26 protein-coding genes are annotated in these 26,446 nt (G+C 64.0%); 17 read left to right on the top strand and 9 right to left on the bottom strand.

Features of this window, described 5'->3' with window-relative positions:
• Positions 1–41 precede the first annotated feature (41 nt).
• Positions 42–335 (top strand): hypothetical protein, encoded by a 294-nt coding sequence (locus tag LOY33_RS13240; RefSeq protein ID WP_258658602.1) that lies wholly within the window; start codon positions 42–44, stop codon positions 333–335.
• 3 nt (positions 336–338) lie between these two features.
• Here the strand turns inward: LOY33_RS13240 and LOY33_RS13245 are convergent, their stop codons facing one another.
• Entirely contained in the window at positions 339–638 is a 300-nt protein-coding gene (locus tag LOY33_RS13245) for a hypothetical protein (RefSeq protein ID WP_229589109.1), read from the bottom strand.
• 179 nt (positions 639–817) lie between these two features.
• Here LOY33_RS13245 and LOY33_RS13250 point away from each other — a divergent pair, with 179 nt between their 5' ends.
• The 4 genes from LOY33_RS13250 to LOY33_RS13265 all read left to right on the top strand — a co-directional run bounded on the left by LOY33_RS13250 (position 818) and on the right by LOY33_RS13265 (position 6,020).
• Positions 818–1,141, top strand: a complete 324-nt coding sequence (locus LOY33_RS13250) for a hypothetical protein (protein ID WP_258658606.1) — start codon at positions 818–820, stop codon at positions 1,139–1,141.
• Between the two features lie 713 nt (positions 1,142–1,854).
• On the top strand, positions 1,855–3,048 hold the full coding sequence (locus LOY33_RS13255; RefSeq protein WP_229589111.1) for a tyrosine-type recombinase/integrase: 1,194 nt from the start codon (positions 1,855–1,857) through the stop codon (positions 3,046–3,048).
• Positions 3,049–3,068: 20 nt separating this feature from the next.
• The gene (locus LOY33_RS13260; RefSeq protein WP_043861471.1) at positions 3,069–4,655 is read left to right on the top strand and encodes an ABC-F family ATPase; all 1,587 of its coding nucleotides are present in this window, start codon (positions 3,069–3,071) and stop codon (positions 4,653–4,655) included.
• A gap of 171 nt (positions 4,656–4,826) precedes the next feature.
• Positions 4,827–6,020 (top strand): MFS transporter, encoded by a 1,194-nt coding sequence (locus LOY33_RS13265; RefSeq protein ID WP_054914556.1) that lies wholly within the window; start codon positions 4,827–4,829, stop codon positions 6,018–6,020.
• On the opposite strand, the gene LOY33_RS13270 is transcribed toward LOY33_RS13265, so the two are convergent.
• The gene (locus LOY33_RS13270) at positions 6,014–7,045 is read right to left on the bottom strand and encodes an alpha/beta hydrolase family protein (protein WP_371920432.1); all 1,032 of its coding nucleotides are present in this window, start codon (positions 7,043–7,045) and stop codon (positions 6,014–6,016) included. The two genes, LOY33_RS13265 and LOY33_RS13270, sit on opposite strands and share 7 nt — an antisense overlap.
• Before the next feature lie 133 nt (positions 7,046–7,178).
• Complete coding sequence (locus LOY33_RS13275; protein ID WP_054914558.1) at positions 7,179–7,790, bottom strand: FMN-dependent NADH-azoreductase; 612 nt, start codon at positions 7,788–7,790, stop codon at positions 7,179–7,181.
• 128 nt (positions 7,791–7,918) lie between these two features.
• Between LOY33_RS13275 and LOY33_RS13280 the strand changes: the two genes are divergently transcribed.
• Both LOY33_RS13280 and LOY33_RS13285 read left to right on the top strand, forming a co-directional pair.
• Complete coding sequence (locus LOY33_RS13280; protein ID WP_043861502.1) at positions 7,919–8,827, top strand: LysR substrate-binding domain-containing protein; 909 nt, start codon at positions 7,919–7,921, stop codon at positions 8,825–8,827.
• Positions 8,820–9,179 (top strand): MmcQ/YjbR family DNA-binding protein, encoded by a 360-nt coding sequence (locus tag LOY33_RS13285; protein ID WP_043861467.1) that lies wholly within the window; start codon positions 8,820–8,822, stop codon positions 9,177–9,179. The genes LOY33_RS13280 and LOY33_RS13285 overlap by 8 nt, the downstream gene beginning before the upstream one ends.
• A gap of 63 nt (positions 9,180–9,242) precedes the next feature.
• Here the strand turns inward: LOY33_RS13285 and LOY33_RS13290 are convergent, their stop codons facing one another.
• Together LOY33_RS13290 and LOY33_RS13295 are read right to left on the bottom strand one after the other, a co-directional pair.
• On the bottom strand, positions 9,243–9,644 hold the full coding sequence (locus LOY33_RS13290; protein ID WP_054914559.1) for a DUF1294 domain-containing protein: 402 nt from the start codon (positions 9,642–9,644) through the stop codon (positions 9,243–9,245).
• A gap of 1 nt (position 9,645) precedes the next feature.
• Positions 9,646–10,476: an undecaprenyl-diphosphate phosphatase gene (locus tag LOY33_RS13295; RefSeq protein ID WP_054914658.1), complete on the bottom strand. Its 831-nt coding sequence runs from the start codon at positions 10,474–10,476 to the stop codon at positions 9,646–9,648.
• Positions 10,477–10,760: 284 nt separating this feature from the next.
• Here LOY33_RS13295 and LOY33_RS13300 point away from each other — a divergent pair, with 284 nt between their 5' ends.
• From LOY33_RS13300 to LOY33_RS13340, 9 genes are all read left to right on the top strand, one after another.
• Positions 10,761–12,395 (top strand): methyl-accepting chemotaxis protein, encoded by a 1,635-nt coding sequence (locus tag LOY33_RS13300; protein ID WP_043861500.1) that lies wholly within the window; start codon positions 10,761–10,763, stop codon positions 12,393–12,395.
• Between the two features lie 151 nt (positions 12,396–12,546).
• Complete coding sequence (gene pnuC / locus LOY33_RS13305; RefSeq protein ID WP_100632791.1) at positions 12,547–13,113, top strand: nicotinamide riboside transporter PnuC; 567 nt, start codon at positions 12,547–12,549, stop codon at positions 13,111–13,113.
• On the top strand, positions 13,110–13,661 hold the full coding sequence (locus LOY33_RS13310; RefSeq protein WP_253087160.1) for an AAA family ATPase: 552 nt from the start codon (positions 13,110–13,112) through the stop codon (positions 13,659–13,661). The genes pnuC and LOY33_RS13310 overlap by 4 nt, the downstream gene beginning before the upstream one ends.
• A 295-nt stretch (positions 13,662–13,956) precedes the next feature.
• The gene (locus LOY33_RS13315; protein ID WP_373870424.1) at positions 13,957–14,409 is read left to right on the top strand and encodes a hypothetical protein; all 453 of its coding nucleotides are present in this window, start codon (positions 13,957–13,959) and stop codon (positions 14,407–14,409) included.
• Position 14,410: 1 nt separating this feature from the next.
• Positions 14,411–14,983, top strand: coding sequence for an adhesin (locus tag LOY33_RS13320; protein ID WP_253087159.1), 573 nt, complete (start codon positions 14,411–14,413; stop codon positions 14,981–14,983).
• Between the two features lie 65 nt (positions 14,984–15,048).
• The gene (locus tag LOY33_RS13325) at positions 15,049–16,044 is read left to right on the top strand and encodes a hypothetical protein (protein WP_043861462.1); all 996 of its coding nucleotides are present in this window, start codon (positions 15,049–15,051) and stop codon (positions 16,042–16,044) included.
• A 60-nt stretch (positions 16,045–16,104) separates the two neighbouring features.
• On the top strand, positions 16,105–16,785 hold the full coding sequence (locus LOY33_RS13330; RefSeq protein WP_043861461.1) for a C39 family peptidase: 681 nt from the start codon (positions 16,105–16,107) through the stop codon (positions 16,783–16,785).
• A gap of 33 nt (positions 16,786–16,818) precedes the next feature.
• The gene (locus LOY33_RS13335) at positions 16,819–17,559 is read left to right on the top strand and encodes a hypothetical protein (RefSeq protein WP_054914563.1); all 741 of its coding nucleotides are present in this window, start codon (positions 16,819–16,821) and stop codon (positions 17,557–17,559) included.
• Between the two features lie 47 nt (positions 17,560–17,606).
• Positions 17,607–18,893, top strand: a complete 1,287-nt coding sequence (locus tag LOY33_RS13340; RefSeq protein ID WP_123752581.1) for a hypothetical protein — start codon at positions 17,607–17,609, stop codon at positions 18,891–18,893.
• Between the two features lie 88 nt (positions 18,894–18,981).
• Here LOY33_RS13340 and LOY33_RS13345 read toward each other — a convergent pair whose 3' ends face one another.
• On the bottom strand, positions 18,982–20,307 hold the full coding sequence (locus LOY33_RS13345; RefSeq protein ID WP_043861458.1) for a sigma-54 dependent transcriptional regulator: 1,326 nt from the start codon (positions 20,305–20,307) through the stop codon (positions 18,982–18,984).
• 323 nt (positions 20,308–20,630) lie between these two features.
• Between LOY33_RS13345 and LOY33_RS13350 the strand changes: the two genes are divergently transcribed.
• A complete protein-coding gene (locus LOY33_RS13350) occupies positions 20,631–20,897 on the top strand; it encodes a hypothetical protein (protein WP_054914565.1) in 267 nt (88 codons plus the stop codon).
• A 117-nt stretch (positions 20,898–21,014) separates the two neighbouring features.
• Here LOY33_RS13350 and LOY33_RS13355 read toward each other — a convergent pair whose 3' ends face one another.
• From LOY33_RS13355 to cobN, 3 genes are read right to left on the bottom strand one after another with little or no spacing between them, the layout of a single operon-like run.
• The gene (locus tag LOY33_RS13355) at positions 21,015–21,683 is read right to left on the bottom strand and encodes a VWA domain-containing protein (RefSeq protein ID WP_229589463.1); all 669 of its coding nucleotides are present in this window, start codon (positions 21,681–21,683) and stop codon (positions 21,015–21,017) included.
• On the bottom strand, positions 21,680–22,687 hold the full coding sequence (locus tag LOY33_RS13360; RefSeq protein WP_054914566.1) for an ATP-binding protein: 1,008 nt from the start codon (positions 22,685–22,687) through the stop codon (positions 21,680–21,682). The genes LOY33_RS13355 and LOY33_RS13360 overlap by 4 nt, the downstream gene beginning before the upstream one ends.
• Before the next feature lie 7 nt (positions 22,688–22,694).
• Entirely contained in the window at positions 22,695–26,444 is a 3,750-nt protein-coding gene (cobN, locus tag LOY33_RS13365) for a cobaltochelatase subunit CobN (protein WP_253087157.1), read from the bottom strand.
• Positions 26,445–26,446: the final 2 nt, after the last annotated feature.

The raw sequence follows: 26,446 nt of genomic DNA on the forward strand, positions 1-26,446 counted from the left end.
GAAGCGGGCACAAAATACTGTTTATTTGAACAGTACTATCTATGCACTTCCTCATCGTTCCAATGCGCGTGCGCGGCGTGCCGCGTAGCCAGAAAGAGATCCGCGCATTCAACCCGATCCGCGGTGACGTGCATTTACGCCTGGATGAGTTCGCGCCGCTGGGTCGGGCTTCGAACTCGGCGTCGATCCTCAAAGTTCACCCGGGCGAGCCTGATCTGCCGCCCTTGTATGAAGCAGTCATGACTGGTATGTCCACTCTGGGCGCGACGTTCACAGGAATCGAGATCATCGAAGGCGTTGCTTACGCCCAGAGTTGGTGGGTTCGCGTCCCTTGAGACTCAGGCCTGCTTAGCAACTGCTTGAGGTGCCGAATCGGACTCAATGGCGATGCGTCGAGCTCGACATACGCCCCATGCCAAGGCCCGTGTCATTGATTCTTGCGGGCGCGAATCGTAAGCCTCTTCGGCGATGGCTCTTCCGCAAGCGAAATATACACCGATAAACATTTGAGTGGCCCCTGTACGGGACAGCCTCACCTGCACATCGATGGACTTACCATCATCGAGTGTCTCGTCATGTGTCCGCGTGTGCAATTGAGGGTCTGCCCACGCCCAAAATTGCTGTCCTCTTTGCCTCATAAAAGCCTCCTGCTCGAAATTGGAAATAGCAGCGTAATAACGTGGACGACTTAAGTCACTCCCTGTTCCCTCTTTTTAGTACCAACTAGATAATCGGCCTAAAAATCTATACAGATTCGATACAATCAATAAATATGTACAACTTTTGTGTAACCGTTATATGTCAGAAGGACGAAGTCATGCCTGAAGAAAAGCAGCTGATTCAGCCAGTAGCCATAGAGCGTGATGAGCACGGTTTCTGGACTCACCCTGCGTGGCCATCCACGGAAGAGGAGTTGATTCCCTATGCCTGGTTCTATGATCGCGGCCTGGACGTAAAGCAGGTTGAGTTCGAGTACGACGCCCCCGAAACCCTGCAGGCAGCCTGGTACCACGACGGAACGGCAGATTGCACCAGCTGGAACCCTACGCAACCGGCGGGTGACGGCTGGTTCATCTTTTCCATCCATGACAACGACGATGGCCCAATCTGCGTGTGGGTTCGCCACAAGGTGCAGCCATGACCCGCCTCGCCCTCTGCCTCCTGCTGCTGGCCACCGGCGCCAGCGTAACCGAGAACGCCATCGAACCGCTGGGCTTGTGGCAATGTGGATGCATCAAAAACGGACATTAAGCGGTTGAAATACGGCATAACGGTGATGGATCACATCACTCTTGGCTTTCTACCCCGCGAACCTTAATAGCATCCAGCTGGGTTTCTTGGATGTCAACGACGCTCAGAGTATCTGCATACGCCATCCACTCGTTGAACGCCTTTCGTTGCAACAACAAGGCCTCCTCCCAAAGAGATCCGCCAACTCGGCCATATGCGACTTGATTCATCATTGAAGATGTCAGTCTGTCGAGCTCTCTAAGGAGCTGATAGGCATGGTACCTCTTGTCACCATTAGGCATTTCTTGATTTCCTCATAGCGCGAATAGCCCAAACATAAAGAAATGATAGCAATACGCCATAGACAGCTAAGCATCCCCCTTTTCTCCCTCCCCCCCACATTAAACCTGAAGCCTGCCGACATGCGCGGGCATGGAGATCTATTGCCATGAACAAAGAGGCCGAGAGCGGCGACTTCGACAAAGTCACCGAGCAGCGCATGGCCGAACTACTTGGCTGCACGAAGCGATCCCTCGAAGGCCGGCGCCTGCGCTCGGTTTTCCCCGAAGGCGTGTGGATGAAGATCCACGGCCGCATCATGTACAGCAAAAGAAGGTACGACGAATGGCTCGAAAGCCAATGGATTTGCCCCGCGGGGTCGAAATCTTCCGCAATTCCCTCCGGATTCGTTTCACATGGGGCGGTATCCGTCGATGTGAAACGCTCCCCTATCCCCCGACACAAAAAGGCATCCAGGCTGCATCCCAGCTTCGCGATCAGGTAGTCAGCTTCAACAGGCTTGGGCTGCTTGACCAGGACAAGTACGCAGAGCTGTTTCCGGGTTCGCAGACCGTCGCCGGTAGCAAACCCTCGTTCGGGGAGTACGCCCAGCTCTGGCTCGATAGCCGCGAAATCACACCCGGCACCCGCCAGAACTACAAAAGCGCGCTCAACCTCTATTGGATGCCTACGCTGGCCCTCACCCAGGTGGACCTGATTTCGACGACAACCATTCGACGCATCATCACCAGCACCGAATGGCACTCGCCAGGTGTGAAGCGAAACGCGCTGATCAGGCTTTCGACAATCCTCAGCGCGGCGCTCAAGGAGGGGCTGATAACGAAGAACCCCGCTGCCGCAGTCGAGCTGCCGAAACGATCACGAAAGGAAATCGACCCCTTCACCCTGGACGAGGCAAACCAGATAGTTGAGAAGCTGTACCAGCACGCTCACTGGCCCAGCCAAATTTATGCGGCTTTTTTTGAGTTCGTGTTTTTCACCGGGGTGCGCCTGTCCGAAGGCCTGGCGATGCGGTGGGATGCGGTTGATATGGATAAGAAGGTAGCCCACGTGCGACGCACAGTCGCATTGGGGGAGGTGGTAGAGCGCACTAAGACCGGCAAAGACCGGTTTGTACTGCTCAACGAGAGGGCCTTGCGCGCGCTCGAGTTCGCAAAGAACTACGCCGAGCGCCGCAGGAATGGAAAGGGACGGGTCATCGAAACACCGTTCGTGTTCCCGCCGTCGAAGAACGCAGAGTTCGTTCAGCAGACCTCGGACTTGCATCACCAGTGGCGGCCGGTGCTGAAGGACCTAGGAATTCGTTACCGGCCGCCATACAACTGCCGTCACACCTATGCGACAATATGCTTAATGTCCGGCCTCAACCCCGCATTCATCTCCCAACAGCTTGGCCACAGCGTTCAGATGCTGCTGTCAACTTATGCGCGTTGGATTAACTCAAGCTCCGACTGGAGCGAGCTGGAAAAGCTGCAAATTGGTATCAAATCGGTATCAGCTGCATTGCCAGCGACGTAAGCTATTGATAGGTAAGCCCTTTGATCTCCACCGCTAACATCACCATGCAGTTTGGCGCCAAGCCCTTGTTCGAGAACGTCTCGGTCAAGTTCAACAATGGCAACCGCTACGGCCTGATCGGCGCCAACGGCTGTGGCAAGTCGACCTTCATGAAAATCCTCGGCGGCGACCTGGAGCCGTCGGCCGGCCAGGTGATGCTCGAGCCGAACGTGCGCCTGGGCAAGCTGCGCCAGGACCAGTTCGCCTACGAAGAATTCACCGTGATCGATACGGTGATCATGGGCCACGAGGAACTGTGGCGGGTCAAGGCCGAGCGCGATCGTATCTACTCGCTGCCGGAAATGACCGAAGACGACGGCATGGCCGTCGCCGAGCTGGAAACCGAATTCGCCGAGATGGACGGCTACACCGCCGAATCCCGCGCCGGTGAACTGCTGCTGGGCCTGGGTATTCCCCTCGAACAGCATTTCGGCCCCATGACCGAAGTCGCCCCAGGCTGGAAACTGCGTGTGCTGCTGGCCCAGGCACTGTTCTCCGACCCTGAAGTGCTGCTGCTCGACGAGCCGACCAACCACCTGGACATCAACACCATCCGCTGGCTGGAAAGCATCCTCACGGCGCGTAACAGCACCATGATCATCATTTCCCACGACCGTCACTTCCTCAACAGCGTGTGCACCCACATGGCTGACCTGGACTACGGCGAGCTGCGTCTGTTCCCGGGCAACTACGACGAGTACATGACCGCCGCCACCCAGTCGCGCGAGCAACTGCTGTCGGACAACGCCAAGAAGAAGGCCCAGATCGCCGAGCTGCAGACCTTCGTCAGCCGCTTCTCGGCCAACGCCTCCAAGGCCAAGCAGGCCACCTCGCGCGCCAAGCAGATCGACAAGATCCAGCTGGCCGAGGTCAAGCCATCGAGCCGCGTCAGCCCGTTCATCCGCTTCGAGCAGACCAAGAAACTGCACCGCCAGGCCGTGACCATCGAGAAGATGTCCAAGGGCTTCGACGGCAAGACCCTGTTCAAGAACTTCAGCTTCACCGTCGAAGCCGGCGAGCGCGTGGCGATCATCGGCCCCAACGGTATCGGCAAGACCACCCTGCTGCGCACCCTGGTCGGCGAGCTGACCCCGGATGCCGGCGAGGTGAAATGGACCGAAAGCGCCGAAGTGGGCTACTACGCCCAGGACCACGCCCACGATTTCGAAGAGGACCTGAGCCTGTTCGACTGGATGGGCCAGTGGACGCAGGGCGAGCAGATCATCCGCGGCACCCTGGGGCGCATGCTGTTCTCCAACGACGAGATCCTCAAGTCGGTGAAGGTGATCTCCGGTGGCGAGCAAGGCCGCATGCTGTTCGGCAAGCTGATTCTGCAAAAGCCCAACGTACTGGTGATGGACGAACCGACCAACCACCTGGACATGGAATCGATCGAGGCGCTCAACCTGGCGCTGGAAAACTACCCGGGCACGCTGCTGTTCGTCAGCCACGACCGCGAGTTCGTGTCCTCGCTGGCAACCCGCATCATCGAGCTGAGCCCCAGCGGCGTGATCGACTTCAGCGGTACCTATGACGACTACCTGCGCAGCCAGGGTGTGTTGATCTAAGCGTCGTACACAAGCTTCGCCGGCAAGGCCGGCTCCTGCAGGGTGCGTGGTTTTCGCGACCCGGGTAGGGGCCAGCCTTGCTGGCCACAGCTTGTTCGTTAGCCTGCTTTCTTTTCCTGCCCGCTCCCGCCATCATGGTCGCCTCCAACCGCTTGCCTGCGAACGAGCCCCATGTCTGCCCCGCCCCCTTCTGCTGCACTCAGTAACGAGTCGGTTACCCGACAGATACTGTCGATCGTCTTCTACACCTTCATCGCCTTCCTCTGCATCGGCCTGCCGATCGCGGTGCTGCCCAGCCATGTGCATGACACCCTGGGGTTCAGCGCGGTCATCGCCGGCATCACCATCGGCCTGCAATACCTGTCCACCCTGCTCAGCCGCCCCATGGCCGGACGCCTGGCCGACAGCCTGGGGACCAAGCGCGCGATCATCTACGGGCTGCTGGGCATCGCGCTGAGCGGCGTGCTGACCTGGGCATCGGCACTGGCCGTGCACCTGCCAGTGATGAGCCTGGCGGTGCTGCTGGCTGCACGGGTGGCCCTGGGCATCGCGCAGGGCCTGATTGGCGTGGGCACCCTGAGCTGGGGCATCGGCCAGGTGGGCGCCGAACACACCGCCCGGGTGATTTCCTGGAACGGTATCGCCTCCTATGGCGCCATCGCCATCGGTGCACCGCTGGGGGTGATCGTGGCCAGCGAACTGAACTTCGCCACCCTGGGCCTGAGCCTGACCGCGCTGGCGGCAGCGGCGCTACTGGTGATACGCAACAAGCCCTCGGTACCGGTGGTGCGTGGCGTGCGCCTGCCGTTCTGGGCCGCCTTCGCGCGGGTGGCACCGTGCGGTGTGGGCCTTACCCTGGCCTCCATCGGCTATGGCACGCTGACCACCTTCGTCACGCTCTTCTATATAGAACGCGGCTGGAGCGGCGCCGCCCTGTGCCTGAGCGCCTTCGGCGTGTGCTTCATCCTGTCGCGGCTGCTGTTCGTGAACGCGGTCAACCAGTGGGGCGGCTACCGCGTGGCAATTGCCTGCATGGGCGTCGAGGCCCTGGGGCTGGCATTGTTGTGGCTGGCGCCGTCACCGCTGCTGGCGTTGGTCGGCGCGGGGCTGAGCGGCTTCGGCCTGTCACTGGTGTACCCGGCACTGGGGGTCGAGGCGATCAAGCAGGTGCCCAGTTCCAGCCGCGGCGCCGGGCTGGGGGCCTACGCGGTGTTCTTCGACCTGGCCCTGGCGATTGCCGGCCCGGTGATGGGCGCCATCGCTGCGCACCTGGGCTACGCCTCGATCTTCTGTGTGGCCGCGCTGCTGTCACTGGCCGGCGTGGGCCTGACCCTGGTGCTGTTGCGCCGCGCCACGGCTCAGTGATCGACCGCACTCAGGCCGACACGCTCGGCGCCCCCCAGGGTGCGGGTGAAGAAGCGCGTGGCTTCGGCCTGTAACGACAGGTGTATGCCGGCGCGGTCCACCCCTTCGGCATCGGTGCACAGCGTGGCCATATGCTGCAGTTGGGATGCGTCGCACGGGGCCATGAACACGAAGTGCCCGGCACCCGCCAGCAGGCGGTAGTTGGGGGTGATCGGCAGTTTGTGCGCCAGTGCCTGGGCATTCTTGTCGATGGCCAGCAACTGGTCGCGGTCGCCGCTGTAGATCAGCGCGGGCACCTTCACATCGGCCAGCGCGTGGCGTCCGAACATCAGGCTCAACGGCGCCATCAGCAGCAATGAACGCACCCTGGGGTCGGCGTGGGGCAACAGGTCGTCACGGTCTGCCACCAGCACCCCGTGGGCCTTGCAGGCATCGGCGTCCAGCGGGTTCTGCTGGCAGTAGCGGCGCAGGCGTTGCAGGTCTGGTCGGGCACCGGACAGGATCAACGCCGTCTCGCCACCGGCCGAGTAACCGATCATGCCCACCTGCCTGTCGCTGACGTAAGGTGCAAGCAACGGATCGGCAAGGGTCGCGGTCAAGGCGGCACTGATCTGCAGGGGCCGGCCATAGAGGTTGCTCAGGGTGCCAAGCCGGCTGTGATCGCGGGCGTTGTCTCCCGGGTGCACCACCGCCACCACCACGAAGCCCCGGCGTGCCAGGGCGCTGGCCAGGTCATGCAGCGCCAGTGGCGTGCCGGTATTGCCATGGGACAGCATCAGCAACGGGAAGCGGCCCATTACCACCGCGCCTTCTTCGGCCACGTGGACCCGATAGCCGTCGACCTGATGCCACCGGGCGATGTCGCTGGATGGGTAGAACGCCAGGGCCTGCATCGGCTGGCCGTCCACCGGGTCGGTCACAGCCATGCGATGCAGGCCGACACTCCAGTGCTGCGCGGGCTCGGCCTGCACCAGCAGGCAGCAGCTCCACAGCACCAGCATCAAAAATGTTCGAACCCACCGCATCGTTGCTCACCCTGCCCGGCCCGCACCTGTGACCGGTACTGGCAAGCATAGAGCGGGCCAGGCCGGGCTGGATGAAAGGTGCATGAAAAAGCCGACTTGCGGGGTGACCGCAAGTCGGCTTTTCGACAGGGGCTCAGGCAGCCGCGAACAGCTCGCTGTCGATCTGCGCCTGGGCGGCCTGCATGGCATTGCTGCGGTGCTCGTCGCCGTAGGCCAGGCCATGGGCGCGAACGAACTCGACGTCGGTGATGCCGATAAAGCCCAGGAACACCTTGAGGAATTCCTCGTGGGCCACACCGGTCGGCTGGCCGACGTGCAGGCCGCCGGAGGTCGACACCACGATCACCTTCTTGTTGCCGCACAGGCCTTCAGGCCCGGCTTCGGTGTAGCGGAAGGTCTGGCCGGCGACGGCAATGCGGTCGATCCAGGCCTTGAGCTGGGTCGGCACGGTGAAGTTGTACATGGGCGCCGCGATCACCACCGCATCGGCCGCCAGAAACTCCTGGAGGGTTTCACTGCTGAGCCTGGCTTCATGTTGCTGCGCCGCATCGCGCAGTTCGTCAGGCGTGCCGGCGGCAACCAGGGTCGCGGCCGAGAAATGGCTGATGGCATCGGCGGCCAGGTCCCGGTAGACCACCTGCGCCGAAGGTTCTGCCGCTTGCCAGGCGGCGACCACGCGCTGGCTGAGCTGGCGAGAAGCGGAGTTGTCGCCGAGGATGCTGGAATCGATGTGCAACAGTTTCATGGGGCTCTCCTGAATGAGGATCGGCTGGCGATCACGATGGGGAGGATGCTACCGGGATAGCCAATAGCTGATAAGATCGCAAATTCGCACTTCTTCGTCCCACTGGCAGGACAATGCCCATGACCGGCATGCAAGACCTCAACGATCTGTTCTATTTCGCCCGCGTGGTGGAGGCCGGCGGCTTCGCGGCAGCCGGGCGTCTGCTCGGTGTGCCCAAATCCAGGCTGTCGCGGCGCATTGCCGAACTGGAGGAGCGCCTGGGCACGCGTCTGCTGCAGCGCACCACCCGGCAACTCAAGCTCACCGCCGTGGGCGAGCGCTACCTGCGCCATTGCCAGGCCATGCTGCTGGAGGCCGAGATGGCCGACGAGGCGGTGGCCAGCATGACCAGCGAACCGCGCGGGCGCTTGCGGGTGTCGTGCCCGGTGGGCCTGGCCCATGAGTTCCTGCCCGGCGTGATCAGCGCATTTTTGCAACAGTACCCGCAGGTACAGCTGGACATGGTGCTGCTCAACCGCCGGGTCGACCTGATCACCGAGGGCATCGACGTGGCCCTGCGTGTGCGCGACCTGGGCGACGAAGACCCGGCACTGGTCACCCGCCGCCTGCGCCAGGCGCAGATGCTGCTGGTGGCCGCACCTGAGTTTGCCGCCCGGCACCCTGTCAGCTCCCCTGCCGACCTGGCCAGGGTGCCGGTACTGGGCGCGGTCGAGGCCGACCGCCTGGTGCACCTGCGCCTGCTCGACGAGCAGGGCCACAAGCAGGACCTGACCCTGGAAGCGCGCCTGGCCATCGACGACTTCGTGGTGCGCAAGGCCGCCACCCTGGCGGGCCTGGGCTTCACCACGCTGCCTATCATGCACTGCGAGGCCGAACTGCAGCGCGGCGAACTGGTACGCCTGCTGCCGGGCTGGTCACTGCCGGGCGGTTACCTGCAGGCGGTGTACCCGCACCGGCGCGGCGTGCTGCCGGCGGTCAGGGCGTGGATCGATCACCTGGTAGCCTCGTTCGAGGAATGCGGAGAGCGTTATGTCTGAGCGAAAAATGACCGAGGCACAGGTGGCGGCATTCTGCCTGGGCCTGCCCGGTGTGCAGGAAGACTACAAATGGGGTGGCGTGCGCGTGTTCTCGGTGGCCGGCAACAAGATGTTCGCGGTGATGGACCTGGCGGGTGCAGGCTTGTCGTTCAAGGTCGACACCGAGCTGTTCCTGGGCTACGTGGACCGCCCCGGGGTGCGACCGGCGCCGTACCTGGCGCGGGCACACTGGATCAGTGTGGCGCAGCCTTATGCGATGGGGCGTGGGGAACTGGAAGAGTTGCTGCGCCGCTCGCACCAACTGGTGGTGCGGCGATTGCCCAAGCGCGTACAGGTCGGGTTGCTGCTCTGAGGCCGATGGCTTTCGCCGGCAAGGCCGGCCCCTGAAGGCGCCGACCTTGCCGGCGAAAGCGCTCTAGAACCCGAACAATCGCCCGGCAAGAAACAGGTAGTCGGCCCAGAACACCTGATGCCCCAGCACGATCACCCAGAACACCAGCTGATACGACAACTTGCGTGTCTTGTGCCGGAACACCTGCTGCGCCAGCAGCGCCCCTGGCCAGCCACCGGCCAGTTCGCAGGCATGCAGCACCTTCTCGGGGGTACGCTGCCCCTGGCCGCGCGCCTGACGCTTGTCGTAGCCATACAGCCCGAAACAGCCAAGGCTCGCCAGCCCATAGGCCGCCAGCCACAACCAGTTGCCTGTGCCCACACCCAGCTTCAGTGCGCCCAGCACCGGCAGCAGGCACAGGGCCACGAATGCCAGCAACTTGAGGCGCAGGTGGCGCATGGGCGGGCGCGTTTCGATGCGGGCCATCTCAGCCGTGCGCCACGGCCCAGTCGACCCAGCCGAACTGCCAGGTCGCCAGGATCACCAGGCCAAATGCGATACGGTACCAGGCAAACACCGCGTAGCTGTGGCTGGCGATGAACTTGAGCAAGCCGCGCACCGCAATCATCGCGAAGATGAACGACACCACAAAGCCGATGGCGAACACCGGGAAGTCATCCGGCTGGAACAGGTCACGGTACTTGTAGCCCGAGAACACCGCCGCCCCGACCATGGTCGGCATCGCCAGAAAGAACGAGAACTCGGTGGCGGCCTTGCGCGACAGGCCGAACAACAGCCCGCCGATGATCGTCGAGCCCGACCGCGAAGTCCCCGGAATCATTGCCAGGCACTGCGCGCAGCCGATCTTCAGCGCATCGGTCCAGCGCATGTCATCGACCTCCTCGGCACGCACCACGTGCTGGCGGCGCTCGGCCCACAGCATGATCACCCCGCCCACCACCAGGGCCACCGCCACCGTGATCGGGTTGAACAGGTACTCATGGATCAGGTCGGCGAACAGCACGCCCAGCACCACGGCGGGCATGAAGGCGATCAGCAGGTTGAGGGTAAAGCGCTGGGCCCGGGCCTGGCGGGGCAGGCCCACCACCACGTCCAGGATCTTGCGGCGAAATTCCCACACCACCGCCAGGATCGCGCCCAGCTGGATGATGATGTTGAACGCCATCGCGCGTTCGCCGCCAAAGTCGATCAGGTCGGCGACCACGATCTGGTGACCGGTACTCGAAATGGGCAAAAATTCCGTCAGACCCTCGACGATGCCGAGAATCACAGCCTGCATGGCGGTCCAAAAATCCATCATTCCCCCGTAAGACATTGCCGCTGGCAGGTCTCATCATTCGTTATTTGATTGCCCGAAACCGGGCATATTACGGCGACACTCCGTCGCAAAACCGAAGGAAATGCTACCCCGGCCTTCAGAACTGCCCCGTGAAGGCCGAAATCCTAACAGAGCGCTCGTGCAAACGCTGCCGCTCGACGCGACAGCGCTCTACTAATCAATCACTTAGCCCTTGGTCGAGTAGGTTGTTTCGGTAAAGCGTGGTTGGATGCGGACAATAACAAGAACATAGGGTGACCTTCATGAAGACTTTACGCAGTATGTCGATCAGCCGTCGGCTGTGGCTCATCCTGGTGGTGGCGGTGCTGATGCTGGTGACCCTGGGGCTGCTGATGCTGCGTCAGATCCACGGTGACCTGTACCAGGCAAAGGCCGAAAAGACCCGGCACGTGGTCGAAACCGCAGCCGGCGTACTGGCCTATTACCAGGGGCTGGAAGCCAGCGGTACCCTTACCCGCGAGGCCGCCCAGCAACAGGCGCTGAGTGCGGTGCGCGGGTTGCGTTATGACCAGGACGACTACTTCTGGATCAACGACCTGGGCCCGAAGATGATCATGCACCCCATGAACCTCAAGCTCGAAGGCCAGGACCTCTCCGGCATTCGCGACCCGGACGGCTATGCGCTGTTCAACGAAATGGTCGCGTTGGCCAAGGCCCAGGGCGCCGGCAGCATCGACTACCGCTGGCCCAAGCCCGGTGCCAGCGAGCCGGTGGAAAAAACCTCGTACATCCAGCTGTTCAAACCCTGGGGCTGGGTGATCGGCTCTGGCGTGTACATCGACGACATGCACGCCGAGTTCGTGCGCCAGCTTCGCGACGCATCGCTGCTGGGGGTGGTCATCGCGCTGATAATGGCACTGGTGGTCATGCTGATCGCCCGCAGTATCACCCGCCCCTTGCAGGAAGCCGTGGATGCCATGGGCAACATCGCCAGCGGCGAAAGCGACCTGACCCGTCGCCTCGACACCCATGGGCAGGATGAAGTCACCCAGCTGGGCCTGCACTTCAACACCTTCACCGCCAAGTTGCAGCAGGTGGTGACCCAGTTGCAGGGCGCTGCCCAGGCCCTGGGCCATTCGGCCGGGGACGTAGGCAGCAACGCCGGCCAGGCGCACCAGCGCAGCGAACAGCAGTCGCAGCAGATGGAACAGGTGGCCACCGCAATCAACGAGGTCAGTTATGCGGTGCAGGACGTGGCCAGGAACGCCGAGCACGCCTCCAGCGAGATGCAGGACGCCCAGCAGCGGGCCGAACAGGGCCGGCAAAGCATTCATGGCAGCCTGCTGAAAATCGACGAGCTGTCGGGCACCATCGACCAGGCGGTGCAGGTGATCCAGGCCCTGGCGGGCCAGAGCACGCGTATCGGCAGCGTGCTGGAGGTGATCCGTTCGATTGCCGAGCAGACCAACCTGCTGGCACTCAACGCCGCCATCGAGGCCGCGCGGGCGGGTGAACAGGGTCGCGGGTTCGCCGTGGTGGCCGACGAAGTGCGCCTGCTGGCGCAACGCACCCAGCAGTCGACGGCCGAGATCCAGCAGATGATCGAGCACCTTCAGGGCCAGTCCGAGGCTGCGGTCAAGGCGATCGATGCCAGCAGCCTGGCCTCGCGCGAGACGGTCGAACAGGCCAGCGAGGCCGGTGCCAGCCTGGATGCCATCAGCCAGGCACTGCACAACCTCAGCGCGCTGAATGCCTCGATTGCCAGTGCCACGCTGCAGCAGTCGCATGTGGTGGAAGAGATCAACCACAACGTCACCCAGACGGCCGAGCTGTCGCGTCAGACGGCCGTGGCGGCGCACCAGTCGAGCAGTGCCGGGGCCGCATTGAACCAGTTGAGCGAACAGCTGGGGCAGTTGCTGAGGCAGTTCCGGGTCTGACCGCAGCCTGCACCTCGCCGGCGGCCGGCTTCTGCAAGGCTCGACATTGCCTCAGCAGGAGCCGGCCTTGGCGGCGAAGTGCTCACCCAAGGCTGGCACCTGACGTGCCACAAGGTACAATCGCCGCCCTGCCCCCCTTCAAGGAACGCCGATGTCCGGCCTGGAACTGTACGCTGCCGTGCTGGGCGTCATCGCTGTATGGCTCACGACCCGCCAGAACCCCTGGTGCTGGCCCATCGGCCTGCTGGTGGTGCTGCTCTACAGCTGGATCTTCTTCGACTTCAAGCTGTATTCGAACATGCTGCTGCAACTGGCGTTTGCCGTGTTCCAGCTCTATGGGTGGTGGCAGTGGACACGCCCCGGCGAGGATCGCCCGATCCGGCAGGTGACCTACCTGGGTACCGCGCCGCTGCTGTCGGGCCTGGGCGTGGGCCTGCTGGCCAGCCTGGCCCTCGGTGCGGCCATGGCCACCTGGACCGATGCTGCAGAGCCCTGGCTGGACGCCACCCTCACCGCCTTCAGCCTGGTGGCGCAGTTCTGGATGGCGCAAAAGCGCGTGCAATGCTGGCCGTTGTGGATCGTGCTGGACGTAATCTTCGTCGGCCTGTTCCTCTACAAAGGCATGTACATCACCGCCGCGCTGTATGCGCTGTTCACCCTGATCGCCCTGCAGGGCTGGCGTAGCTGGCGACGTGACCCGGCATTGGCCAGCCCATGAAGGTCCTGGTACTGGCGGGCCCGGAATCCAGTGGCAAGAGCTGGCTGGGCGGCGAAATCCAGGCGCATTTCGGTGGCGAACTGGTGGGCGAGTACGTACGCCACTTCATCGACGAGCAGCGACGCGACACCTGCTACGCCGACATCGACCCCATCGCCCGCGGGCAGCTGGTGTGGGAGGATGCGGCCCGCGGGCGCCAGCCCGAGCTGCTGATACTCGATACGCACCTGCTGAGCAACATGCTGTGGAGCCGCGTACTGTTCAACGACTGCCCGGCGTGGCTGGAACAGGCGCTGCTGGCACGGCGCTACGACCTGCACCTGTTGCTCAGCCCCGCAGGCGTGCCCTGGGTCGGCGACGGCCAGCGCTGTCAGCCACGGCTGGAGGAGCGCCAGGCGTTCTTCGAGGCCAGCCGCCAATGGCTGCAACGGCATGGCCAACCCATGCAGGTCATCGAGGGCGACTGGGCATACCGCCAATCGACGGTACTGGCGGCCGTACAGGCGCTGCTGGAAGGAAAGCCCCCGGCCTGCGCCACCGAGTGTTAACCCGGCGTTACACACCTGGCCACCTCAACCGCCGATCCAGAGCACTTGCGACCAACACGCGGTGACGTGTTAAGCCGGTGATACACCCACCCTCGGAGCATGCCGGGCATCTGCGCTGCTGCAAGGCCTGTAAAAAGGACCAGCGGTTGTATCACCGGTGATACAGGTTTTCCGACCAGCCCCTGCCCCGTGCGCTATGCCCTTGATTCGCTGGCACAAAGCAAAAGCGGCACAGCTTCTGCTCTCCTTCTCGCAACGCTGATAGGGCCAGCGCACCGAAGAAGGAATCGCTGCCGTGGGGAATCACACCAACAAGCTGCTGAGTCTTTTCGTCATGGGCTGTGCGCTGGGCGCCAGCACCCTGAGCCTGCCGATACTGGCCGCCGGCGACGGCACCATCATCATCCAGCGCCAGGTTCAGCCCCGTTCGGCCGTTCGCCCGACCGGCACCCCCGACCCCCGCCCCATGACCGTCAATGCCAATCAGTCGCCACGCATCCTGAGCCAGACCAACGAGCTCAGCGATGGCGACTTTGCCGGTGTGGCCAGCGGTGCAAGTGTAAACCGGGTGTTGATGCCCGACGCGTCCGGCAACATCCGCGGCATGGGGGCGGTGCCCACCAGCCTGCCGGGCCTGCGTGGCGGCTCCGGCCCTGGCGCAGGGGGCGCCAACAGCATCTCCAATTCGGTCAACCAGAACGTGCAGCGTGGCCTTGCGCCGCTGCAGATCCTGACCGGGGGCCGTTGAGATGAACCACTCACTGCTGTTTCTGGCGCTGGCCTGCAGCGCGTCGGCCCTGGCGGCCCAACCGGTCAATGACAACGCCACCATCAACGCCAGCGGCCAGGGCTACAAGGGCAACGTGACCATCAACCAGGCGGCTGGCGACCAGCAGCAACAGAACAACAGCCGCGCCATTGCCATCAACCCCGATGCCACCGCCACCACCCAGGTGCGCCAGCGCATCGACACCCCTGCCAGCAGCGCGATCAATGCCCGCGCCAGCATCGGTGGCGACGCCTTCACCAACGGTAACGGGATGATTGGGATCAACCAGTCGGCCGGTGCCAACACACAACAAGTCAATGCCGTGCGGGTAAGCATCAGTGCCACCGCGCAGAGCATCGACGACAGCGTCCTCGACCAGCAGAACGTGGCGCTGTCAAACGGCTCAGGCTCGACAGGTCAAACCCCCGGCAGTCGCCAGGTCGCTACCAGCGATCAGGCCTTCACCGGCAGCCGTGGGGTGATCCAGTTGAACCAGAGCGCCGGGGTCGGGAACCGAATGGCCAACACCCTGAGCGTACGGGTTGCAGATTGACCCGAGCAGTTCACAACGCAGCACAACACAACACTTAACAACTAAAAACAATGCGGAGAAACACCATGAAACCCACAATGGCACTCAAGCCTCTGGTATTCGCACTCGCAGCGGTCATGGCAGTTGCTGCACAAGCGGGCGGAAACAACGGTGGTCACAACGGCGGACACAATGGCGGCAATAACGGCGGCAACAACAATTCCAGCGCGCTGCTCGCCCTGCTGGTAAACGCCGGCGCTGGCGCCACCGTGATCGATACCCAGGGCAACGGTGGTAACGGTGTGCTCAACGAGAACACCCGCAACAACGGCACCATGGACAACTCGGCAAACGGCTCTCAAGGCAACCTGGGCGCCAACGTGGCAGCCGGTGACGGCAACCAGCAAGACAACGTTGCCGCCATCGCCACCGCCGACGAACGCTTCATCTTCGGCAGTGCGGTTGCTGTTTCCAGCGCCACCCAGACCAACACCAGCAACATCGTCAACAACTTCTCTACCCAGAACAACGCCAATCTCACCAATTCGGCGAACAACAGCTCCGGCAACATCGGTGTCAACGTGACCGCCGGCGACTTCAACCAACAGAAAAACAACCTGGCAATCGCCGTGTCCGGCGGCCGTGTGGCCGTGGCCAGCGCAGCCGCCAACCAGTCCACCTCCGGCCTGAGCGTCAACAACAAGGCCGACCGTACCTACACCAAGGAAACCCTCGGTGGCGCCTTTGCCGCCTATGGCCAGTACGAAGGCGAAGGCCACGGCTACGTGGAACGCAAAGACGACAAACCCGGGCACAACGGTGGCTGGGATGATCGTGGCGGCAACAAACCACAGAAAGACAAGCTTACCTTCACCGAAGAAGGCAGCTTCGTACTCGGTGGTGTCTACACCTACCAGGTGCTCAAACCTACCGGCTGGGCCAACCCTGTGGTCAACAACGCCAACATGAGCAACTCGCTCAATGGCGTGTCGGGCAACGTGGGCGCCAACGTGTCGGCCGGCTCGGGCAACCAGCAGAGCAACTCGCTGTCCATCGCAGCAGGCTGCCGCGCCTGCCTGTAAGCTGAAAAAGGACGGGGCCCCCAGGGGCCCCTTTCCTGCCATCTACACGGTGCGAAGACCATGCGCATTGCCCTGCTTGCCGCATTGCTGTTTCTGGCCAGCCTGGCCGAGGCCGCACAGATGCCCATCGCTGCCCTGCCGGGCGGCAATGTCATTTACAAGCCCATCCAGAGCATTCGCGAACGACGCTTCGCCGACCTTGTACAACAGAAAACCGATTTCAGTTGCGGCGCCGCCGCCCTGGCCACCGTCCTCAAGCAGGCCTACTGGCTGGACGTCGACGAAGAACACATCATCGACGGCATGCTCGCCCACGCCGACCAGCAAGTGGTCAAGACCCAGGGCTTCTCCATGCTGGACATGAAGAAATACGTGGAAAGCATCGGCATGCGTGCCCGGGGCTATCGGATCCCGCCCGAGAGCCTGCAAAGCGTCACCATTCCGGTGGTGGTGCTGATGGACATTCGCGGCTACAAGCACTTCGTGGTGCTGCAACGCACCGAAAAGGACTGGGTGTACATCGGTGACCCGGTTCTGGGCCACAAACGCTACAAGTTCGATGATTTCGTCAAAGGCTGGAACGGCATCATCTTTGCCGTCATCGGCCCTGGCTATGACAAGGCCAACGCATTGCTCGACCCGCCACAACCCTTGACTGCAAAAAACAAGATCAACGGGTTCAGCCCGGTAGACGATGCGCAGTTGATGGATTTTGGTTTCATACAAAGTGATTTCTTCTAATCAGAAGGGGCATGAAGCTCCGGGGAGCACCCGATGAAGACTTCAACCTGGCTGGTTGCCGCCTGCCTGGCCGCCAGCTTGCCTGCCCATGCGCAGTTCAAGCCCATCGAGATCAAGGACCAGGAACTGTCCGAACTGCGCGGACGCTATGTGATGCCAGGGCGCATCATCAGCTTTGGCGTGGTGATGAGCAGCACCTGGCAGAACGCCCGCGGCGACAGCATCGGCGCCACCGCCAGCATGCAAGTGCAGCAGTCCTCGTTCAAGCCGCAGTTCTATGTCTCGCTCGACACGCGCGACGGCAACGGCGCCCCGGTAACCCAGGGCAACGGTACCGTCACCGGCGGGGCCGGCCTTGGCACGACCCAGGGCGTTACCCAGTCGGTACGCGCAGCGGGCGACTACAACACGGCCTACAACAATGTCTCGATCAACGTGAAGGAAGCCAACAGCGCCCCGGCGGCGGGCAAGCCACAGGGTCAGTTGCTGGGTAGCGGGCAGACCATCACCGGCAGCAATGGCGCCGGCACGCTGAGCGTTTCCTCCACCGGCAAGGGCATCCAGCTGGGTATCCAGGCCAACAACAACCAGGGCAATACGGTGCAGCGCCTGGCCCAGGGCGGGCTGCTGCAGGCCACCACGCTCCTGGGCGGCAACAACGCCGTCAACAACATCACCCAGCTCAATGTGGTACTGCGCAACAACCTGCCTACTGCCGGGGCCTTGAACTGCAACCTGGATCAACTCAAAGGCCTTCGTATTTCCGGATATTGATCTACGCTCTGTCTCAATTCACCGCAGTTGGAAGGGACGGCTAACCCATGCATCGATCGTTTTCGTTGAAGGCAGTGGTCTGTGTGAGCACGCTGGCGTCTTCAGCGCTGCTGCAAGCGGCGCCAGACCCGCAAGTTGAGGCCCTGAAACAGGAGTTGCAGGCACTCAAGCAACGTTATGAATCCCAGCAGCAGGCACTGATGGTGCTCGAGCAGCGGGTCCGCCAGGTTGAAGAGCAACCCCCGGCACCCCCTCAGCGCCTGACCCGCTCGCCAGCGGCCTCCACCCGGTCAGGCCAGGTGGCTACTGCATCCGGGGCGGCCCCCGGCACCGGCAGTTCCTACGGCGAAGCGCTCAAGGGCGATTCGGAACCTGCGCAGAGCGTGTCCAACCTGTACGACGAGGCCAGCGGCTTCTTCGGTGGCGGCAAGTTCAGCGTCGAGACCGGCATCACCTACGCCCGCTACGACACCCGCCAACTGATCCTCAACGGTTTCCTCGCGCTGGACTCGATTTTCCTGGGCAACATCAACCTGGACCGCATCAAGGCCGACAACTGGACCCTGGACCTGACTGCCCGCTACAACCTCGACCAGCGTTGGCAGTTCGATATCAACGCCCCCATCGTCTACCGCGAGTCCACCTACCAGTCCGGGGGCGCCGGCAACAACGCCCAGGGCGTGACCGAACAGACCGTCACCCGCGACCCGACCCTGGGGGATGTCAACTTCGGCGTGGCCTACAAGTTCCTCGACGAATCGGAAAACAGCCCCGATGCGGTGCTCACCCTGCGGGTCAAGGCACCCACCGGCAAGGACCCGTTCGGCATCAAGCTGATCCAGGACCCGAACAACGACAGCCTCGCCTACCCCGAAGACCTGCCCACCGGCAACGGCGTATGGTCCATCAGCCCGGGCATCTCGCTGGTCAAGACGTTCGACCCGGCAGTACTGTTCGGCAGCCTGTCCTATACCCATACCCTGGAAGAGTCGTTCAGTGACGTCAGCTCCACGTCCGGGGTCAAGGTGCCGGGCAAGGTCAAGCTGGGCGACAGCTTCCAGATCGGCGCCGGTATCGCCTTTGCGCTGAACGAGAAGATGAGCATGTCGTTCTCGGTGTCCGACCTGATCGCGCGCAAATCCAAGATCAAGTCGGCCGAAACCGGCGACAGCTGGACCTCGGTACCCAGCAGTGATGCCAACGCCGCCTATTTCAACGTGGGCATGACCCTGGCCGCCACCGACAACCTGACCATAGTGCCCAACCTGTCGATCGGACTGACCGACGATGCGCCGGACTTCACCTTCAGCCTCAAATTCCCTTACTACTTCTGATCTGCGCCGACGCCATTCGCCAGCAAGGCTGGCTCCTACCTTCGGGTAGGAGCCAGCCTTGCTGGCGAATGGACGTAGCGTGGGATCTTCAGCGAATCTGATGCTTGTGCAGCAACCGGTAGAACGTAGGCCGCGACACCCCAAGCACCTTGGCCGCAATGCTGAGGTTGTCACTGTGACGATTGAGCACGTCACACAGCGCCTGGCGCTCGGCGCGGTGCTTGTAGTCTTCCAGGGTACCCATCGGCGTCATCTCGACCTGCGCGCCCTGCAACCCGAGGTCCTGGGCCTCGATCTGCCGCCCTTCGGCCAGCACCAGGCCGCGACGCACGCGGTTGGCCAGTTCGCGCACATTGCCCGGCCAATCATGCTTGCCCATCGCCATCAGCGCGTCTTCGCTGAAGGTGCGCGGGCGCCGGCCGGTTTCCTGGCTGTAGAAACGCGAAAAGTGGCTGGCCAGCATCGACAGGTCGCCATGCCGGTCACGCAGCGGTGCCGTCACCACCTGCAGCACGTTGAGCCGGTAATACAGGTCTTCGCGAAAACGCCCGCTGGTGATCGCGCTCTCCAGGTCGACATGGGTCGCAGCCAGCACGCGCACGTCCACCGCAATCGGCTGGCTGCCGCCCACCCGTTCGATATGCTTTTCCTGCAGAAAGCGCAGCAGGTTGGCCTGCAGTTCCAGCGGCAGGTCGCCGATCTCGTCGAGAAACAGCGTGCCGCCGTTGGCAGCCTCGATGCGCCCGACCTTGCGCTGGTGCGCGCCGGTGAAGGCGCCCTTTTCGTGGCCGAACAGCTCGGACTGGATCAGGTGTTCGGGAATCGCCCCGCAGTTGATCGCCACGAACGGTTTGTCGTGGCGTTGCGACTGCCGGTGCAGGGTGCGCGCCACCAGTTCCTTGCCGGTACCACTCTCGCCTCGAATCAGCACCGGTGACTCGGTGGGCGCCAGCTTGCTCAGCAACTTGCGCAGTTCGCGGATCGGGCGGCTGTCACCCAGCAGTTCGTGCTCGGGCTCATCCACATGCAGGTTGCCCTTGCCGCGCAGGCGTGCCATGCCGAAAGCGCGACCCAGGGTCACCTGCACGCGGGAGACATCGAATGGCAACGTATGGAAGTCAAAAAACCACTCGCACACAAAATCACCCACGTTCTGCGCGCGCAGCTCCTCGGCGCTGAGCACCGCGATCCACTCGGTACCGCTGCGGCTGATCAGGTCCTTGACCGCATCGGGGTGCTGCAGGTGGCTGGCGTGCAGGCGCAGCAGCCCCACATCGCAAGGGTGCTCCAGGGCAGTGGCAAGGGTGCAGGTGCGCACGTCCCAACCTACGCTGCGCAGGCCTGGCAACAAGCGGTGGCAATCGTCACAAGGGTCAACGATCAGCAAGCGGCGGTTCGGTACCGGTTCCAGCATGACCTTTCCTTGGCGCCAATTATTGGAAATGTTAGTAGAAACAGCATGTTGTATGGCCCGTCTGTAACAGTAGCAACCAACGTCAGAATGCCCACTACCGTCCGTCTGCAAATACGGCCTTGCTTTCGACTCGGTAGAATTTTCCTGTTAATTCAACGTCCCAGATGTTGCCAATGAATGCAGATTGTCAGCACCGATTAAAAAAACATTACTTGCAGTGTGACCTGACCCACTACTGCGTGCATCAGTACAAGTAACCTGCCGCAGGGAACACACCTTGCCGCAACTTTTTCAATGTTTGGGACCACAGAGAGACCGAACCCATGAACGCCCCGCTCCGTGTCAACGAAGCACTGCTGATTGCCGACCACGCCTTCGAACCCTTCCAGTGCGTCGCCTGGGATGTGCCTAACGGCACTGGCGAACTCAGCCTGGCGGTAATCGACCGGACCAGCACCCGTATCGGCAGCAAGCAAGTTCCAAGCAGCACCTATTCCGACCCGCAGCAATTGGCACACCTGATCGAGGAAGTGCGCGCCGAGTTGAGCCAGAAAGGTTATGACTTGCAGCCGTGGAGCATGCCGAAGTAACTTTCCGGCCTGCCCCGTTCATGCAAAAGTGCACCCACCGGGTGCACTTTTTTTGTTTGTGAAGTGTGCGCCGGCGGCTGCGGCAGTTGGCCGCAGTTTACGGCCCAAGTACTTGTTTCAACGCAAGTTGAACTGTTCCAGGTGTTGGTATTGCGCACCCAGTTCCAGCGCCATTTGCCTGGCGCGGCCCAGGCGAACCGGTGCGCTTTCCATGTCCACCAGCAGGCTGCTGCACGGCAGTGCCTCCAGCGCCGGCCAGGCCTTGAGCCGGCCATCGGTTAGGATCAGGCAGTGCTGCACCTCATTGGGGTAGCGCCGCTGGCGTTGGGTCAGCCATTGCCGGGCCTGCTGCAGTGCCTCGAGCAGTGGCGTGCCTCCGCCGGCGCCGAGCTCCGCCAGCCAGGGCTGCAGCGCGGCAGAGGCCTTCAGGCCGTGGCGCTGCCAGCGCGGTTCGCGGCCGCTGGCCGTGAGCAGGGCGAGCCTGGCGCGGGCCCGGTACGCCTGGTCGAACAGTTCGGCCAGCAAACCCTTGGCCTTGCTCAGTGCCTGGTAACGCCGGGTAGACGCCGACGCATCCACAATCACCAGCCAGAGCTGCGTCGGCGCGGCGGTGCGCTGCGCCCAGCACAGCTCGTCGCGCTGGCGCGGGCGGCCCTTGAGCAGGGTGGCAGGCCAGGCCACGCTGCCCTGCCCGGCTGCCCGGGCACGCCCGCGCGGGCCCCGGTCGAGCTTGCCTGCACGGGGCCTGGCATCCGCCGCCGGGTGCGAGCGCGGGCGGATGCTCAAGGCTTTTTTGGCCAGCGCGGTACCTCGCGCCGAGCGCCCACAGCCACCGGCTGGCCTGGCAGCTCACCCCACTGGCCACTGCCCTGGGGCTCGCTCGACGGGCTCGATTGCCCTTGGGGCTGAGCGTCGGGGCGAGGCGGTTGCTCGGCGGGCCGGTCATGGCGCCGATGGCGCAAGGCAAACTCTGCCACCGCCTCGATATCCTCGGCCTCGATGCCCGGTGCACTGCGCCAGGCCGCATGGGCACGGGCGGCACGCAACCAGACCAGGTCGGCGCGCAGGCCGTCGACCCCGGCCTCGAAGCAGCGCTGGGTGATCTGCGTCAGGGCCTGGTCATCCAGGGCAATCTGTTCCAGGCGCTCGCGTGCCTGCTGGCAGCGCTGGCGCAGCTCGGCCTGGGCATCGGCCCACTGCGCGCAGAACGCCTGCGGGTCGCTGTCGAAGTCCAGCCGGCGGCGGATGATCTGGCCTCGCGCCTCGGGCAGCGGCTGGCCCTGCAGGGCCACATTCAGGCCGAAACGGTCGAGCAACTGCGGACGCAGTTCGCCCTCCTCCGGGTTCATGGTGCCGATCAGCACGAAGCGCGCACTGTGCCGATGGGAAATGCCATCGCGCTCTACCCGGTTGGTGCCGCTGGCAGCCACATCCAGCAGCAGGTCGACCAGGTGATCGGGCAGCAGGTTGACCTCGTCGACGTACAGCACGCCGCCATCAGCCTTGGCCAGCACACCCGGCGAGAACTGGGCGCGGCCCTGCCCCAGCGCAGCATCCAGGTCCAGGGTGCCGACCAGGCGCTCCTCGGTGGCGCCCAGCGGCAAGGTCACGAAGGGCCCCTCGCCCAGCAGGTCGGCCAGGCCCCGGGCCAGGGTGCTCTTGGCCATGCCGCGCGGGCCTTCGATCAGCACGCCGCCGATCCTGGGGTCGATGGCCGTCAGGCACAGCGCCAGCTTCAGGTCGTGGGCGCCGACCACGGCGGCCAGCGGAAAATGTACGGGTTCGCTCATGTCTGGCTTATTCCTCTGCGTCCAGCAGTTGCTCTTCCAGGGCCTGTCGATACTCGCCCGGAGCCTGCCACAGCCCGCGCTGCTGGGCCTCCAGCAAACGTTCGGTGATGTCGCGCAGGGCCTCGGGGTTGTGCTGGCGGATAAACTCGCGGGTCGCGGCATCGAGCACATAGGCCTCGGCCAGCGACTGGTAATGATGATCGTCGATCAGGTGCGTGGTGGCATCGAAGGCGAACAGGTTGTCGACCGTCGCAGCCATCTCGAACGCGCCCTTGTAGCCATGGCGCTTGACCCCGTCGATCCACTTGGGGTTGAGCGCGCGCGCACGGATCACCCGGTTCAGTTCTTCCTTGAGGGTGCGAATGCGCGGGCGATCCGGCTGGCTGTGATCGCCGTGGTAACTGGCAACGCCGGCGCCGGCCAGGCTTTCTGCCGCCGCGAGCATGCCGCCCTGGAACTGGTAGTAGTCATTGGAATCGAGCAGGTCGTGCTCATGGTTGTCCTGGTTCTGCAGCACCGCCTGCACCTGGCTCAGGCGCCGGGCAAAGGGTTCGCGCGCGGCGGTGCCGTCGTCCGAGGCGCCATAGGCATACGCGCCATGGTTGAGGTAGACCTCGGCAAGGTCTTCACGGCTGTGCCACAGACGGCCGTCAATGGCGTTCTGCACCCCGGCGCCGTAGGCACCGGGCTTGGAGCCGAACACCCGCCAGCCCGCCTGGCGCTCGGCCTGCTCGGGGCTCAGGCCAGCGGCCAGCAGTTCGGCACGCTCGCTGCGCACCTTGGCCGCCAGGGGGTTGAGGTCATCCGGCTCATCCAGTGCCGCCACGGCCTGCACCGCCGCGTCGAACAGCTTGATCAGGTTGCCGAACGCATCGCGGAAGAACCCCGAAACGCGCAGGGTCACGTCTACCCGTGGGCGATCCAGCAGGCTCACCGGCAGGATCTCGAAGTCGTCCACCCGCTGGCTGCCGCTGGCCCATACCGGGCGTACGCCGAGCAGGGCCATGGCCTGGGCGATGTCGTCGCCGCCGGTGCGCATGGTGGCCGTGCCCCATACCGACAGGCCGAGCTGGCGCAGGTGGTCGCCGTGGTCCTGCAGGTGGCGTTCCAGAATCAGGTTGGCCGAGGCGAAACCGATGCGCCATGCCGTGGCGGTGGGCAGGTTGCGCACATCCACGGTGTAGAAGTTGCGGCCGGTGGGCAGCACGTCCAGGCGCCCGCGGCTGGGCGCCCCGCTCGGCCCCGCCGGCACGAAACGCCCGTCCAGCGCCGCCAGCAGGCCCTGCATTTCGGCCGGGCCGCAGGCATCCAGCTGCGGCGCCACCTGGGCCCGCAGCGCCTGCAGCACGGCCTCGACGTCGGCGCTGTGCTGGTGGCTGGCCGGCGCCCCGTCGAGGGTCTGCTCGATCAGGCGGGCGGCATACAGTTCAAGCCGCTCGCGGGTGTCGCCGTTGGTCCGCCAGGCCTCGCTGCTCACCTGTGCCAGGCTGGGCGGCCGTGGTCCTTCCCAGGCAAGGCCCAGGTCGCAGTCCAGCGGGTCGAAGCCCAGCCCCAGGCCGCGGGCCAGGGCGCGCAGCAGGCTGGCATTGGGGCCGCGCCCATCACCACGTTCCACCCGCAGCAGGGCCAGCAGCGTGTCGATCCGCAGGCGACCGTCCGGCGATTGGCCGAACACATGCAGGCCGTCGCGAATCTGCGACTCCTTGAGGTCGCACAGGTAGGTGTCCAGGCGCGGCAGCCACACCGCCGCATCGTCCAGCGCGCCTTCCAGCTGCAGCTCGCGGTCGATGTGGTTGTCGCGCACCAGGTTGAGGATGTCGCGCTGCAGTTCACGGGCCCGGCGCGGGTCCAGCAGTTGCGCCTCGTAGTACTCGTCGGCCAGCAGTTCCAGGTCGCGCAACGGCCCGTAGGTTTCGGCGCGGGTCAACGGCGGCATCAGGTGGTCGATGATCACCGCCTGGGTGCGGCGCTTGGCCTGGGCGCCCTCGCCCGGGTCGTTGACGATGAACGGGTAGATGTTCGGCAGCGGCCCCAGCAACGCGTCCGGCCAGCACCCGGCCGACAGGCCGACGCCCTTGCCCGGCAGCCACTCCAGGTTGCCGTGCTTGCCCACGTGGATCAGCGCATCGGCGGCATAGGCGTGGCGCAGCCAGAAGTAGAACGCCAGGTAGCCATGCGGCGGCACCAGGTCGGGGTCGTGGTACACCGCACTGGGGTCGACCTGATAACCGCGCGCCGGCTGGATACCGACGAAGGTCAGGCCAAGGCGCAGGCCGGCGACCATCATGCGCCCGCTGCGAAACATCGGGTCCTGCTCCGGCTCGCCCCAGCGCTCGCGCACCGCCTGCTGGTTGGCCTGGGGCAACAGGGCGAAGGCGGCGCGGTAATCGTCCAGCGCCATGCTCTGGGCACAAGGGCGCTGGTCGAGCGTGTCGAGGTCGTTGCTGACCCCGCCGAGCAGGGCCTGGATCAGCGCCGTGCCACTGTCTGGCAAAGGCCCCACCGGGTAGCCCTGGGCCTGCATGGCGCGCAGTATGTTGAGCGCCGCCGCCGGGGTGTCCAGCCCCACACCGTTGCCGATGCGCCCGTCGCGGGTCGGGTAGTTGGCCAGAATCAGCGCCACGCGTTTTTGCGGGTTGTCCAGGCGCGCCAGCTCGCACCAGCGCCGGGCCAGTTCCGCAACAAAATCCATGCGTTCCAGGTGCGGCTTGTAGCACACCACGTCCGACTGGCTGCGTTCGCTGCGCCAGGCCAGGTCCTTGAAGCTGATCGGCCGGCTGATGATGCGCCCGTCCAGTTCCGGCAGGGCAATGTGCATGGCCAGGTCGCGGGCCCCCAGGCCCTGTTCGCTGGCCTCCCAGGCCGGCTGGTTGTCCTGTGCGCAGATGGCCTGCAGCACCGGGATGTCGCGCCGGAACGGGCGCAAATGCGGCTGCTGCGGGCTGGACTGGGCAAAGCCTGTGGTATTGATGATCAGGGCCGCGTCGACCTGGTCCAGCCATTGCTCGACCTGGTCCAGGCAGGCTGCCTCCTTGAGGCTGGCCACGGCAATCGGCAGCGGGTTGAGCCCCGCGCCTTGCAGACGCTCGCAAAACGCATCGATGAACCCCGTGTTGGCGGCCTGCAGGTGCGAGCGGTAGAAGATGATCGGCGTCACGGGCTGGCCGGGCTGCCACAGGGCACGCCAGCTGTCCACGCTCGCCTGGGGGTGTTGCGGGTGATAGACACTGGTGCGCGGCAACTGCTGCGGCTCGTCCCAGCGGTAGTCGCGGCCCAGCCATTGGCTGGCCAGGCACTGGAACAGGTTCAGCGCATTGGCCTTGCCGCCCTGGCGCAGGTAGTGCCACAACCGTTCGGCCTGGGCAGCGGGCACCGTGCTCAGGCTGGTCAGCTCAGGGTCCGGGCGGTCGTCGCCCGGCACCAGGATCAGTTGCACGCCCCGCCCCGCCAGCGCCACCAGTTGCTCCACGCCATAGCGCCAGTAACCGATGCCGCCGTGCAGCGACACCAGGATGACCTTGGCATGGCGCAGCACTTCGTCCACATACAGGTCGACCGAAGCATGGTTCTGCACCTGCATCGGGTTGGCCAGGCGCAGGCTGGGGTAGTCGTCCGGCAACTGCTGGGCGGTTTCGGCCAGCAGTGCCAGGTGCGAATCACCGCTGCAGAGAATCACCAGGTCGGCGGGGGTCTGGCCGAGGTCGGCGATGCTGTCGTCCGGCACAAAGCCGCCGGGCTGGGTCCGCAGCAGGTGCATGG

The organism is Pseudomonas sp. B21-036 (assembly GCF_024748925.1).
Lineage (GTDB): Bacteria > Pseudomonadota > Gammaproteobacteria > Pseudomonadales > Pseudomonadaceae > Aquipseudomonas > Aquipseudomonas palmensis.

Excerpts from the sequence above, each read along its gene's own strand:
- LOY33_RS13285 (WP_043861467.1), top strand. The coding sequence starts at position 8,820 with ATGTCTGAGCGAAAAATGACCGAGGCACAGGTGGCGGCATTCTGCCTG.
- LOY33_RS13325 (WP_043861462.1), top strand. The coding sequence starts at position 15,049 with ATGAAACCCACAATGGCACTCAAGCCTCTGGTATTCGCACTCGCAGCG.
- LOY33_RS13330 (WP_043861461.1), top strand. The coding sequence starts at position 16,105 with ATGCGCATTGCCCTGCTTGCCGCATTGCTGTTTCTGGCCAGCCTGGCC.
- LOY33_RS13335 (WP_054914563.1), top strand. The coding sequence starts at position 16,819 with ATGAAGACTTCAACCTGGCTGGTTGCCGCCTGCCTGGCCGCCAGCTTG.
- LOY33_RS13340 (WP_123752581.1), top strand. The coding sequence starts at position 17,607 with ATGCATCGATCGTTTTCGTTGAAGGCAGTGGTCTGTGTGAGCACGCTG.
- LOY33_RS13250 (WP_258658606.1), top strand. The coding sequence starts at position 818 with ATGCCTGAAGAAAAGCAGCTGATTCAGCCAGTAGCCATAGAGCGTGAT.
- LOY33_RS13320 (WP_253087159.1), top strand. The coding sequence starts at position 14,411 with ATGAACCACTCACTGCTGTTTCTGGCGCTGGCCTGCAGCGCGTCGGCC.
- LOY33_RS13300 (WP_043861500.1), top strand. The coding sequence starts at position 10,761 with ATGAAGACTTTACGCAGTATGTCGATCAGCCGTCGGCTGTGGCTCATC.
- cobN (WP_253087157.1), bottom strand. The coding sequence starts at position 26,444 with ATGCACCTGCTGCGGACCCAGCCCGGCGGCTTTGTGCCGGACGACAGC.
- LOY33_RS13270 (WP_371920432.1), bottom strand. The coding sequence starts at position 7,045 with ATGCGGTGGGTTCGAACATTTTTGATGCTGGTGCTGTGGAGCTGCTGC.
- LOY33_RS13360 (WP_054914566.1), bottom strand. The coding sequence starts at position 22,687 with ATGAGCGAACCCGTACATTTTCCGCTGGCCGCCGTGGTCGGCGCCCAC.
- LOY33_RS13255 (WP_229589111.1), top strand. The coding sequence starts at position 1,855 with ATGGCTCGAAAGCCAATGGATTTGCCCCGCGGGGTCGAAATCTTCCGC.
- LOY33_RS13265 (WP_054914556.1), top strand. The coding sequence starts at position 4,827 with ATGTCTGCCCCGCCCCCTTCTGCTGCACTCAGTAACGAGTCGGTTACC.
- LOY33_RS13275 (WP_054914558.1), bottom strand. The coding sequence starts at position 7,790 with ATGAAACTGTTGCACATCGATTCCAGCATCCTCGGCGACAACTCCGCT.
- LOY33_RS13295 (WP_054914658.1), bottom strand. The coding sequence starts at position 10,476 with ATGGATTTTTGGACCGCCATGCAGGCTGTGATTCTCGGCATCGTCGAG.
- LOY33_RS13290 (WP_054914559.1), bottom strand. The coding sequence starts at position 9,644 with ATGGCCCGCATCGAAACGCGCCCGCCCATGCGCCACCTGCGCCTCAAG.
- LOY33_RS13280 (WP_043861502.1), top strand. The coding sequence starts at position 7,919 with ATGCAAGACCTCAACGATCTGTTCTATTTCGCCCGCGTGGTGGAGGCC.
- pnuC (WP_100632791.1), top strand. The coding sequence starts at position 12,547 with ATGTCCGGCCTGGAACTGTACGCTGCCGTGCTGGGCGTCATCGCTGTA.
- LOY33_RS13350 (WP_054914565.1), top strand. The coding sequence starts at position 20,631 with ATGAACGCCCCGCTCCGTGTCAACGAAGCACTGCTGATTGCCGACCAC.
- LOY33_RS13310 (WP_253087160.1), top strand. The coding sequence starts at position 13,110 with ATGAAGGTCCTGGTACTGGCGGGCCCGGAATCCAGTGGCAAGAGCTGG.
- LOY33_RS13245 (WP_229589109.1), bottom strand. The coding sequence starts at position 638 with ATGAGGCAAAGAGGACAGCAATTTTGGGCGTGGGCAGACCCTCAATTG.
- LOY33_RS13240 (WP_258658602.1), top strand. The coding sequence starts at position 42 with ATGCACTTCCTCATCGTTCCAATGCGCGTGCGCGGCGTGCCGCGTAGC.
- LOY33_RS13345 (WP_043861458.1), bottom strand. The coding sequence starts at position 20,307 with ATGCTGGAACCGGTACCGAACCGCCGCTTGCTGATCGTTGACCCTTGT.